The sequence below is a fragment of the Candidatus Egerieousia sp. genome (genome assembly GCF_056211015.1).
Window position 1 is genome coordinate 1 of record NZ_JBAELF010000020.1, and the last position, 11739, is coordinate 11739.

The 11739-nt window shown below is 46.6% G+C and carries 9 protein-coding genes; all 9 read right to left on the reverse strand.

Features of this window, described 5'->3' with window-relative positions:
- Positions 1–248: 248 nt before the first annotated feature.
- From gltX to mraY, 9 genes are read right to left on the reverse strand one after another with little or no spacing between them, the layout of a single operon-like run.
- Positions 249–1853: a glutamate--tRNA ligase gene (gene gltX / locus AC06L3_RS01335; RefSeq protein ID WP_475668827.1), complete on the reverse strand. Its 1605-nt coding sequence runs from the start codon at positions 1851–1853 to the stop codon at positions 249–251.
- 1 nt (position 1854) lies between these two features.
- On the reverse strand, positions 1855–3120 hold the full coding sequence (gene ftsZ, locus AC06L3_RS01340) for a cell division protein FtsZ (protein WP_475668828.1): 1266 nt from the start codon (positions 3118–3120) through the stop codon (positions 1855–1857).
- Positions 3121–3154: 34 nt separating this feature from the next.
- Entirely contained in the window at positions 3155–4678 is a 1524-nt protein-coding gene (ftsA, locus tag AC06L3_RS01345; RefSeq protein WP_475668829.1) for a cell division protein FtsA, read from the reverse strand.
- Positions 4679–4684: 6 nt separating this feature from the next.
- Positions 4685–5479 (reverse strand): cell division protein FtsQ/DivIB, encoded by a 795-nt coding sequence (locus AC06L3_RS01350; RefSeq protein ID WP_475668830.1) that lies wholly within the window; start codon positions 5477–5479, stop codon positions 4685–4687.
- Position 5480: 1 nt separating this feature from the next.
- A complete protein-coding gene (gene murC / locus AC06L3_RS01355; RefSeq protein WP_475668831.1) occupies positions 5481–6827 on the reverse strand; it encodes a UDP-N-acetylmuramate--L-alanine ligase in 1347 nt (448 codons plus the stop codon).
- Entirely contained in the window at positions 6824–7936 is a 1113-nt protein-coding gene (gene murG / locus AC06L3_RS01360; RefSeq protein WP_475668832.1) for an undecaprenyldiphospho-muramoylpentapeptide beta-N-acetylglucosaminyltransferase, read from the reverse strand. Before murG ends, murC begins: the two co-directional genes overlap by 4 nt.
- Positions 7933–9150 carry an FtsW/RodA/SpoVE family cell cycle protein gene (locus AC06L3_RS01365; RefSeq protein ID WP_475668833.1) on the reverse strand — a complete coding sequence of 406 codons (1218 nt, stop codon included), beginning with the start codon at positions 9148–9150 and terminating at the stop codon, positions 7933–7935. The genes murG and AC06L3_RS01365 overlap by 4 nt, the downstream gene beginning before the upstream one ends.
- 10 nt (positions 9151–9160) lie before the next feature.
- Complete coding sequence (gene murD, locus AC06L3_RS01370; RefSeq protein ID WP_475668834.1) at positions 9161–10501, reverse strand: UDP-N-acetylmuramoyl-L-alanine--D-glutamate ligase; 1341 nt, start codon at positions 10499–10501, stop codon at positions 9161–9163.
- A 3-nt stretch (positions 10502–10504) separates the two neighbouring features.
- Entirely contained in the window at positions 10505–11725 is a 1221-nt protein-coding gene (gene mraY / locus AC06L3_RS01375; RefSeq protein ID WP_475668835.1) for a phospho-N-acetylmuramoyl-pentapeptide-transferase, read from the reverse strand.
- Positions 11726–11739 lie beyond the last annotated feature (14 nt).

Sequence of the window (11739 nt, forward strand, 5' to 3'; positions counted from 1 at the left end):
CCCAGGGCTCCCTGTATCTCTTGGCTTCTTCCATAACTGCTCTCCTGTTTCCAATTTTGCGAATATAAATAAAAGCGTTTTGAATAGCAAATGAACCGCCCGAGTAATTTTTTTGCAATGTATGGTAGCGTTGAACTGGCATCGGAAAGCATGATTCAATGCAATGTTTCAATATGCAGTTCCGAAAATCCTTACGTCCTGTATGATTTGAAAGGAAACAAAATGAATCAGTAACCGAACGCTTTAAACTAAAGCGTTTCCACCGCTTTCCTGATTCTGCCGAGGGCCTCCTTCTTGCCGAGATAGTAAATTATGTCGGCAATGCCGAGGCCCTTGGCCTGTCCTACAAAGAAGAGGCGGAGGGCGTTCATTACAGCGCCCATCTTCCATCCGTTCTCCGTTATGAGCGAAGTGAGGCTTTCCTCTATATGAGGAACCGCTTCCGCAGCAGGAAGATGCTCAGGGCAGTCCACGGTATATTTGCAGTCGATTGATTCAATGCGCTCTATTACCTGCGGCATTATTGCCTTTGCGTCATCCGTCCAGAATTTCCTTGTGTCCTTCTCATCGTACTGCGTTGGTGCGGCAAAGATATAAGGGCAGATTGTAAGGAAGTTCGTGATGAAATGCGCTCTTTCCTTGATAAGGCCGCTGAGTTCGGTGAGTTCGGCATGGGTGAGATTTCTTTCCCTATCGCAGGTGAAAGATTTTAGAAGTTCTTCAAATTCGCAAGCAAGCTGCTCGTTGCTTCTCATACGCAGATATTCCTGATTGAACCATTTTGCCTTTTCAGGGTTGAAGCGGGCTCCAGATTTCACAACCTTCTCCATTGAGAAGAGTTGTGTGAGTTCTTCAAGGCTGAATATCTCCTGCTCTGTGCCAGGGTTCCATCCAAGAAGGGCAAGCATGTTTATGAATGCCTGAGGGTAGTAGCCGTCCTCGCGGTAACCGCGTGAAACCTCACCCTGTGCATTTACCCATCGCAGTGGAAAAACAGGGAAGCCAAGGCGGTCTCCGTCTCTCTTGCTGAGCTTGCCCTTTCCGTCGGGCTTGAGAAGGAGGGAGAGGTGTGCGAAGCGCGGCTGGGTATCGGTCCATCCGAATGCTTCATAAAGCAGATAGTGCAGCGGGAGGGAAGGAAGCCATTCCTCACCGCGGATAACGTGGGTGATTTCCATCAGATGGTCATCAACAATGTTGGCAAGGTGATAGGTTGGGAGCTGGTCTGCGGCCTTCCAGAGAACTTTGTCATCAAGGGTGTTGGTGTTCATTGAAATATGGCCGCGTATCATATCGTCCATCTCAACCGTGCGGTTCTCAGGGTTCTTGAACCTGATTGTCCAGTTGTCGGTGGTTTCAAGAAGCCTCTTGACTTCGTCTTCAGGCAGGGTGAGGGAATTCCTCAATGAGTTCCTGCTTGCATGGTTGTAACTGAAGGTCTGCTTATTAGCTTCTGCTTCCTTTCTTTTAGCATCGAGCTCCTCTGCGGAGTCGAATGCGTAGTAGGCCCATCCGGCGTCAACGAGATGCTGTGCGTATTTTCTGTATATAGGCTTGCGCTCGGACTGTCTGTAAGGAGCGTGCGGATGCCTTTCAGATGGAACGGAAACTATCCTGCCTTCCGCATCAACGCCTTCATCGGGATATATTCCGCACCATCTGAGGGCATCAATAATGTATTTTTCAGCGCCGGGAACGAATCTGTTGGAATCGGTGTCCTCTATTCTCAATATGAAATCGCCCCCAGCCTGCTTTGCAAACAGATAATTGTACAAAGCTGTCCTTACTCCGCCCATGTGAAGCGGGCCTGTTGGAGAAGGAGCGAATCTTACTCTTCTTTTCTTCTGATCCATATTATTTGCTGTTTTGTTTTATTCTTTGTCTGCGTCTGTAGGCACTTTCCTTTTCAAAGGTCATACGGTCCTCTCCCGGCTCAAGTACGAGCGCAGGTTTGCCGTTTCCCTTGTAGAACATTGAAGGATCATATTCTGCAAAGTCACCCTGTCCCATGCCTGTATCGGAATTGTCGGAAGTTCTGGCATCGTAATTCTCTGATTCAAAGATTCCATTGCTGCTAAGAATGACGTTCCCTTCCTCTTCGTCGTCGAGATTGTCAAAGGATGGAAGATTGGTAAGCTTGAATCCGGTTGCAACCACAGTGATTCTTATCTTTCCTGCAAGTTCCGGATCAATAACAATACCTCTCTTGAACTTCTCCGGATTACCTGTGTTAGAGTTCACATATTCAACAATCTGTGAAAGTTCGGTCATTGTCATACCATTTTCAAGGCTGCTGGTGATGTTCACAATGGCTCCTTTTGCTGTCTTGAGGTCACTGTCGTTAAGTAAAGGGGAAGCGAATGCAGCTTCAACCGCTTTCACGGCCCTGTCTTCGCCTTCACCTTCACCTATACCCATTATGGCCATTCCCTTGTTCTCCATGACCATCCTTACGTCGGCAAGGTCCACGTTGATATGGCCCTTGGTGGTGATGATGTCTATGATGCTCTTCACAGCGGATACCATCACGTCATCGGCCTTGTGGAAAGCCTCAACGAATATGTCGCCTCCGTAGATTTCATAAATCTTCTGGTTGTCAACAATGAGAAGGCTGTTGAGGTATTTCTTCATCTCCTCGATTCCGTGCGATGCCTTTCTCAGAGCCGCTCTTCCTTCATCCCTTGCGGGGAAGGTGAGAACACCTACAACAACCTTTCCTGCTTCCTTGGCAATCTTGGCAATGTATGGAGACGCTCCGGTGCCTGTGCCGCCGCCCATTCCAGCAGCTATGAATACAAGCTCGCTCTCATCATTGAATATCTCCTTGATGGCGTCCTGTGTCTCAAGGGCCGCTTCACGCGCCTTTGCAGGGTCACAACCCGCACCTATGCCCTTGTGACCAAGTCTTATCTTTGTTGGAACATCGCTTATGGCAAGTGACTGCTCATCTGTGTTGAAAAGTACGAAGTCAACTTCCTTGTTCACACATTTGTGAAATACGTGAGTGACAACATTGCAGCCTGCACCGCCAACTCCAATCACTTTAATCTTGTTATGGTTGTTGTAATCCCAGTCCTTTGGAACTATGAAATTATTATTGTTTGGATCTATTCCGTTCATAATGTGTCTGATTTAGATTGTTTGGTGAACTGCTCTATGCCTCGTTGTCATCTGTAAACATATCCGTGTTCATTAATGATTTCTTGAGTTTGTCAAAAAAACCTGGCCTGGCCGCTCTTTCCCTTCTCCTTTCTTCCTTGAGCCTTTCCTTTTCTTCCTTCTGCTTCCTCTTCTTTTCCTTTTTTCTGGCTTTTTCCTCCTCTTTTTCCCTGTTTCTGCTTTCTCTGTCCTTCTGTCTCTCAAGTTCCTTATCCATAATTTCCCCGTCTGCATCATTACGCTCCACCTTTTTGTTGCCTTCCCTGCCTTTTTCAATATCGGTGAAAAGAGTGCTTTCCTTAGGATTCGAATCAGTGTACCTGTTCTTTGAGAAGTCACTAATATATTCAGGTTGTGGATATTCGTTCAGGCAATATTGAATTGCACCTATGGCGGCGGAGTATGAAGGGTCGCTTATGTTTATATCAGTATCGTTGGAGATGTTGCCGGAAGGCTCGGCAATTCTGGTGCCAAGTTTGGTTATCTGCTCCGCCAGTTTGTCAATATGCAGGATGTTGGATGAGCCACCTGTGATGACCAGTCCCATGCCAAGTTCTTCCATATATCCTGACTGTTCAATGTGCCATAATACGGCTTCAAGAATCTCGCTGACCCTGGCGCCTATTATCTCTGATATGAAATCAAAGGAATATTTCCTTTTGTCCTTTCCTGCAGGAGATTGAATGACAAACATCTTGTCGTGTTCCGCAAGAGCCGGAATGCATGAACTGTGATGGCACTTTATCTCTTCGGCAACCTCGCGCACCACATTGCACTCCTTCATTATGTCCTCGGTAACATTGTTCCCTCCGAAACTTATTACCGCAACATATCTTACAATATTTTCCTTTATCACCACGATGGAAGTCTTGGAACTTCCTATATCAACAAGTGCTACTCCGAGTTCCCTTTCATCTTCAGAAAGTGTTGAATATGCACTTGCGATAGGGGACACAATATAACCTTTTACTTCTATCCCAGTAATGTTCATTACTTTCTCGCAGGCAAGGGCAAAACTGCTTTTACCCGTTATGACTTTGTATGAGGCGGCAATGCGCCTGCCAATAGTGCCCTCGACATCAGATTCGGGAAGTCCCATCCAGTCATCAACACTGTACACCTGAGGTATGGTTGAATATACCGTTCTGCCCTGCGACTTGCAGGCTTCGGCTATGTCCTTCTTCATGGAGTCGAGTTCCGACCTTGAAATCACTGTTTCACGCAGATTTGCGCTACGGTCCATCTCTCCATTCTTTGAAAGGCAGACCATGTCTTCCGTGGCACATACAATATAAGCCTGATTGATTTCCACCCCTTGCTCATCCTTGATTTTCTTCAAAGTTCTGGCAAGACAATCGGAAGTGTGCAGGGTGTTTATGATCTCACCTCTGCGAATACCGGATGATTTCACAATTGCGCCGGCCGACAGCCTTGTGCCATAATCGCTTTTCTGCCCTACGAACACTTTGATGTAACTGGTTCCAGGGTCTATCACTGCTATCAGATTATTGTTCCCCATATATGTTTAGTTTTTCTTGTTCAAAACACAGACTATCTGATTGTCATATTTCAGATTTATCTCCTTGTATCTTTCCCATCCCCATTCAGGGGCTATCTTCTTGTAGAAGGCCTTGAGTCTGGCAAACTTGGCCCGGACCTTGTGCAGGTCTCCGAACAGGATTTTCGCATTGCCTATCTGAGTGAAAAGTTCAAGCTCTCCATTGTCATTGATGTTCATCTGCTCTATCATGGAATTCCAGAACGGATTCGCATCAATGTACGATACGAGCGCCACCATTTCCTTCATCCATCCTTTCTCGTCCTTGTATGAAAGCACTTTCCCGTTGTCCGTTATAGTAACAGGTATATTGCCGCTGACTACGGGAACGTATGAGATGAATGTGTTCTGCAAAGGATATATGTATCCGGTTTCATCAACGTAGTATCCGCCTTGTGCGGCAGCCAGTCTCAGAATCGGTCTCCTTTGTTCTATTTCAATCCTGAGCACTCCGCTGGTTGTGACCATGACCTGAACCTTCTTTATAGCACTCTGCGAGTTGAGGTAGTTTTCAATGGCCCCCAGCTTGAGCTTGCGTATGTTCACTCCTTCCGGATTGCCGAATTCGGTATGGTAAATATTGCGCACAATGCTTTTGTCAATGAACCTGAGCTGTGCACTGTCCTTTATCACTATATCCATTTTCCTCACAACTTCGTTTCTCTCTGCGGAAGCGGAAATGCTGGAGACAAAGAAGAAGTATGATGCAGCGGCCGCTCCCAGAACTGCTATTGTAAAATATTTCAGAATTTTCTTGAACATATCAGGCTTCTTTCAATGCTGTTATCTTGTCAATGTATCTGTCTATGTCACCTGCTCCTAATGTAACGAGAACATCCGTGTCCTTTGTCTTCAGCAGGTCCAGAAGTTCCTCCTTGTCTATAAGGACCTTGTCCTGGCAGGTGATTCTGTTGAAAATGAGTTCAGAAGTAACACCGGGTATGGGCTTTTCGCGCGCCGGGTAAATCCCAAGCAGTATCACACTGTCGGCAAGTGAGAGACTATGTGCGAAATCTTCGGCAAAGTCCCTTGTCCTTGTGAAAAGATGCGGCTGGAAAACGGCGCAAATCTTTCTGCCGGGGAACATGCTTCTGATGGATTGCAAGGCGCTGGCAATTTCTGCTGGATGGTGTGCATAATCATCAATATATACTTTGTCAGGCCTGTTCACGTGCACATCAAGTCTTCTTTCGGCTCCCTTGAAAGATGCGAGCGCTTCCCATGCCTTTGCAGGTGATACGCCTCCCAGAATTGCGGCTGCGGCTGCGGCAATACCGTTCTCAACCTGAATGATGCCCGGAACGCCAAGTCTGCAGCCCCGGATTTCACCGGCCGGATGTCTGAAAGTGAATTCATAGTATCCGCCATCCATGAGCCTGAGGTTCTCCGCATAGAAATCCGCCGGCCTGTCAATACCGTATGACCATATCCTTGCGCCTACATTCCCTTTGTCAAGCTTCACCCCCTTCTTTACTATAAGATGTCCTGTATTCTTTACCTGCGAAGCGAATTCTGCGTATGCCTCCAGAACTTTCTCGTGAGTGCCGTATATGTCAAGATGGTCCGCATCCGTTGCCGTTATGACTGCAACATCGGGATAGAGCTGAAGGAACGAGCGGTCAAATTCATCAGCCTCGGCCACGAGCGTCCTGCTCCTGCTGAGGAGAAGATTCGTATGGTAGTTCTTTGAAATGCCACCGAGAAAAGCGTTGCATCCGTTACCGACCTGTGTGAATATGTGCGCTATCATTGTACTGGTGGATGTCTTTCCGTGAGTTCCGGCAACCGCCAGTGTGAATTCATTAGAGGAAATCTTTCCAAGGGCTTTTGACCGCTTTACAATTTCATAGCCCTTTTCCCTTACATACATCATTTCCTCCATATCCTCGCTCACAGCCGGTGTGTATATCACCAGAGTCCTGGCAACGTCATCCGGAATTGCAGAGCAGTCGGGCGTGAAATGTATGTCGATACCTTCGGACACAAGTGCATCGGTAAGTCTGGAAGGAGTCCTGTCATATCCGCTCACCTTGTATCCGAGATTGTTGTAATAGCGGGCTATGGCACTCATGCCAATACCGCCGATGCCTATGAAATATACGTTTGTCATTTTTTCTGTTCACGTTTCCGGGCCAGTTCAAAGCATTTTTCCGCAATCACTGATGCAGCGTCACGTTTGGCCAGGGCCGAAATGTTCGAACTCAGTTCCTTTATCTTTTCATCGTTTGAAATGAGACTGTCTATTTTGTATGCAAGTTCCAGCATTGCATCCGAGTCTTTCACTATCATTGCAGCATTCGCCTTCACAAGGGCCATTGCGTTGTGGGTCTGATGGTCTTCGGCCACCACAGGAGACGGCACGAAAATCGTGCACTTGCCAGCAATGCACAGTTCGGAAATAGTACCTGCTCCTGCTCTTGAAACAACAACATCAGCCATGGCGTAGGCCAGATTCATACTCTTTATGAAATCAGACCAGTACAGGGAACTATCTCTGCTGGAAGCCATGAATCTGCTGCATTCATCCTTATAGTAGCTCCCGCACTGCCATATTATCTGGTAGAGCGGGTGCCCTTTGGCAATCATTTTCTTCACGAATTCGTTAAGGGTGCGGCATCCAAGGGATCCGCCTACAAAGAAGACGGTTTTCTTGTTAGGGCTCAGCCCGAATTCCTTGCAAGCCTCCTGCTTCATGCTCTCGTTGGGCGCAATGATATCCGACCTTACCGGATTTCCGGTAAGAATGATCTTCTCCTTTGGAAAGAACCTCTCCATCCCTTTATATGCCACGCATATCAGTGATGCATTCTTTCCGTTCTTCCTGTTCACGAGACCTGCGAAAGAGTTCTGCTCCTGCAGCAGAACAGGTATTTTCATACTGGAGGCCGCAGCTACTATGGCCGCACTGGCATATCCGCCGACACCAACCACCAGGTCAGGCCTGAATTCCTTTATGATTTTCCTGGCTTTAGCCTTGCATCTGAAATAATCGATTGCAACTCCGATGTTGGACAATGAGTACAACGGCCTTTTCAGACCGCGTGCAGGTATGCCTGTTATTTTATAACCGGCAGCCGGAACGCGCGTCATTTCCATTCTGCCGCTTGCTCCAACAAAAAGTATCCCCGCATCAGGTTCCTTGGCCTTTATGGCTCCCGCTATTGAAATTGCAGGAAATATGTGGCCTCCGGTGCCACCTCCGCTTATTATTACTCTCATGACTTGCTAACTTCCAATGTTCGGCTTATTGATAGAATTATTCCCAAAGCCAGTGAAGACAGAACGAACGATGTGCCTCCAAGACTTATCAATGGCAAAGTATGTCCTGTTACAGGCAGTATGCCTGTGTTAACGAAAATGTGCAGCACTGCCTGAATCAGGAAACTTGTGGCGATTCCTGCAACGGCGATGGAACTGAACACTCTCTTGCATCGTTTTACAATTGACACGCATCTTGCAAAGAACCCCACATACAATATTATAATAATGGAGGCTCCGAGCAATCCGTATTCCTCCACGATAATACAGAAGATGAAATCGGAATGTGCCTCCGGAAGGACATAGCGTTGTGTGCTGCAACCGGGGCCTTTGCCAAGTATCTTTCCGTCCGCAATTGCAGCCTTGGCCATATCGGACTGGTAAGTTTTAGCATCTTCCCTCTGCTTTGCCATCTTTACTTCAAAGGTGTTTGATGCGCTTGAATCCGCCACAACCTTTTCAGCCTTCACATGAGTGAGCAGCCTGTTCATAGCTGTGTTGATTCTAGGGAAAGTGTCTGTCAATGCATTTATTCCAACAATCAGAATACCTGTTAAAAAGGCGATACCAATTGTTTTCCATAAATGCGACCACTTTATTCCGCCAATGATGAGAATGAAAAATGACAGCAGAGCAAAGAACAGTGCGGTGGATATGCTTCCAACCGCCGCAAGAACGCAGGTTACACCTATTGGAGCAACAACCCATATGGCGTATGACTTGAACGTGTCCAGATTAACCCGTTCAAGTATCTTGGCCAGATATAGAACGAGGGTGATCTTTACAAGTTCGCTTGTCTGGAAGGAGAATCCCAGACCTGGAATCTTGAGCCATCTTTTAGCGCCATTTATTTCCGTGCCAACAGTAACTGTGAGAACAAGCAGTACAATGGAGACATAGAACATGGGCTTGGCCAGTCCCCTGTACCACTTCAAAGGAACCATATAGGCTGCAAACAGGGTGAGAAAACCTACTATCACCAGTTTGGTCTGGGCTATCATATATGCCCAGTTGGAACTGTTTTCGCTGCGCGCCAGACTGCTTGTGGAAGAGTATATGAGCACAATCGATGCTAGGAACATAAGTATTGTAAAGCCCCAGATCGGCTTGTCGCCCAGCAGACCGCTCAGCATGCTGCCATCTCTTTTTTCTATGCCATCTTCATTGACTGCCATAATACTTCTTCTATTTCAAATTGTTCTGCAATTGTTCCACGGCCGCCTTGAACTGCTTGCCCCTGTCTTCGTAACTCTTGAACAGGTCAAAGCTTGCACAGCAAGGTGAAAGCAGGACGGTATCTCCGGCTTTTGCATGCTCTGAAGCAAGTCTTACGGCTTCCTGAGCGCTCAGCGCATCAACCATATTGCCAACTTTGTCACCGAAATTGTCGTGAAGTTTCTCGTTATGCAAACCCATGCAAATGAGGGTGTGCACCTTGTCCTTTACAAATCCGAACAGCGGTTCATAGTCGTTTCCCTTGTCCTTTCCTCCTGCTATCCAAACTACGGGAGTTTTCATTGCATCAAGGGCGTACCATGCGGAATCAACGTTGGTTGCCTTGGAGTCATTGATATACTGAACTCCGTTGACAACGCCGCATTTTTCCATCCTGTGCTCCACTCCTCCGAACTCTCTAAGAGAGGCCTTGATAATTTCATCATTCACACCAACAGCTCTTGCCGCAAGTATGGCAGCCATGCAGTTGTACATATTGTGCTTGCCTTCCAGCAGGATTTCGGAAACCGGAATGGAGAAACCGTTCGAAACCAGTTCCGATTTTTCATTCATCCAGGCCCCATCCTTCATTTCCTTCTCTCTGGAGAAAGGCTTGAGAGCAGCACTGAAAGTCCTTCTGTCCATCTGCTCCATTGTAACAGGGTCGTCGGCACAATATATGAAACTGCAGCCGGCATCCATATTCCTTGTAATCCTGAATTTGGAGTTCGTATAATTGTCCATTATGAAATCATAGCGGTCAAGGTGGTCCGGTGTGATGTTCATAATTATGGCCACGTCCGCTTTGTAATCGAACATGCCGTCGAGCTGGAAACTGCTCAACTCCAATACGTAATAGTCGAAGTTGCATTCTGCAACTCCTCGTGCGTAACTTGCGCCTATGTTTCCGCCCAGACCAACATTATATCCTGCTTTCTTCAATATTTGATAAATGAGTGAGGTGGTGGTGGTCTTGCCGTTTGAACCGGTTATGCATATCTTTACGGACCTGTCATATCTTCCGGCGAATTCAATTTCGGAAATCACAGGAATTCCCGCATCAAGCGCTTCCTTTACAAGCGGAGCGTTGTTCGGAATACCGGGACTTTTAATTATCAGACTGGCATTGAGAATCTTTTCAGCTGTGTGATCACCATCTTCGTATTCTATTCCATATTCTTCCAGAATACCACGGTATTTGTCGGAGATATGTCCATTGTCTGAAAGGAATGTTTCAAATCCTTTCTTCAGAGCCAGTATTGCACTTCCAACGCCGCTCTCACCGCCTCCAAGTATTACTATTCTTTTCATGACTTACCTGATCTTAAGAGTTATGATTGCAAGGATGCACAACAATATTGTTATAATCCAGAATCTGACTACGATTTTTGCTTCCGGTATGGCCTTTACAGGCTTTTGAATAAGTGCCGATATGCCTTCTTTCTGGAAATGGTGGTGCAGCGGACTCATCTTGAATATTCTGCGACCCTCGCCATATTTCTTTCTGGTGTATTTGAAATAACTGGTCTGGAAAATCACACTCAGGCTTTCAACGAAGAAAATGCCGCAAAGAACAGGTACGAGCAGCTCCACTCTGATAATTATGGCGGCCACGGCTATTATTCCGCCAAGGGCAAGGCTTCCTGTATCTCCCATGAATACCTGCGCAGGGAATGTGTTGAACCATAGGAAGCCAACAAGCGCTCCGGTGAAGGCAGCCATGAAAATTACGACTTCACTTGAATGGGGGATGAACAAAGTGCCTAAGTATGATGCATATATGACGTTTCCACTCAGATAGGCCAGTATTCCTATAGTGGTTCCCACTATTGCTGAAGTTCCTGCGGCCAGTCCGTCAAGTCCATCGGTGAGATTTGTTCCGTTTGAAACGGCCGTTATGATGAAGATAACTACTGCTGCGTAGAATATCCATCCAGAAAGGTCGTGTGCAGGGCCATCGCCTGGAATTATCCATGAGTAATTTATCTGATGATTCTTGACAAAAGGTATTGTTGTTATAGTACTTTTCACTTCACTGCCCGGAGTGCTGCCCGTTCTTATCTTCACCTGTGGGGAAAGGCATAGTGTAAGAGCAACTATCAGACCTATGCCAACCTGACCGAATATCTTGTATTTGCCGCGCAGGCCGTTCTTGTCTTTCTTGAAAACCTTTATGCTGTCATCAAGAAAACCTATGGCTCCCATTCCAACAGTGGTGATTATAAGCAGCCAGATATATACGTTCCTTAAATTTCCGAACAGAAGTACAGGAATAAGGATTGATGCGAGAATGATGATTCCACCCATTGTAGGTGTTCCCTTCTTTGCCATCTGGCCCTCAAGACCGAGCCCCCTTATCTCCTCGCCAATCTGCTTTTTCTGCAGACGTGCTATTATCCTGGGCGCAATTACAAGTGAACATACAAGTGATACCAGAACCACCAGAATGGCTCTTACACTTATATAGTTCAGCAGATGTATGCCAGGAAAATCAATTCCCTGTGATTGCAGATATTCAAATAGATGGTATATCATTTTCTATAATCCTC

Bases quoted from the DNA above. Each gene is read 5' to 3' on its own strand.
- gltX (WP_475668827.1), bottom strand. From the start codon at position 1,853: ATGGATCAGAAGAAAAGAAGAGTAAGATTCGCTCCTTCTCCAACAGGC.
- ftsZ (WP_475668828.1), bottom strand. From the start codon at position 3,120: ATGAACGGAATAGATCCAAACAATAATAATTTCATAGTTCCAAAGGAC.
- ftsA (WP_475668829.1), bottom strand. From the start codon at position 4,678: ATGGGGAACAATAATCTGATAGCAGTGATAGACCCTGGAACCAGTTAC.
- AC06L3_RS01350 (WP_475668830.1), bottom strand. From the start codon at position 5,479: ATGTTCAAGAAAATTCTGAAATATTTTACAATAGCAGTTCTGGGAGCG.
- murC (WP_475668831.1), bottom strand. From the start codon at position 6,827: ATGACAAACGTATATTTCATAGGCATCGGCGGTATTGGCATGAGTGCC.
- murG (WP_475668832.1), bottom strand. From the start codon at position 7,936: ATGAGAGTAATAATAAGCGGAGGTGGCACCGGAGGCCACATATTTCCT.
- AC06L3_RS01365 (WP_475668833.1), bottom strand. From the start codon at position 9,150: ATGGCAGTCAATGAAGATGGCATAGAAAAAAGAGATGGCAGCATGCTG.
- murD (WP_475668834.1), bottom strand. From the start codon at position 10,501: ATGAAAAGAATAGTAATACTTGGAGGCGGTGAGAGCGGCGTTGGAAGT.
- mraY (WP_475668835.1), bottom strand. From the start codon at position 11,725: ATGATATACCATCTATTTGAATATCTGCAATCACAGGGAATTGATTTT.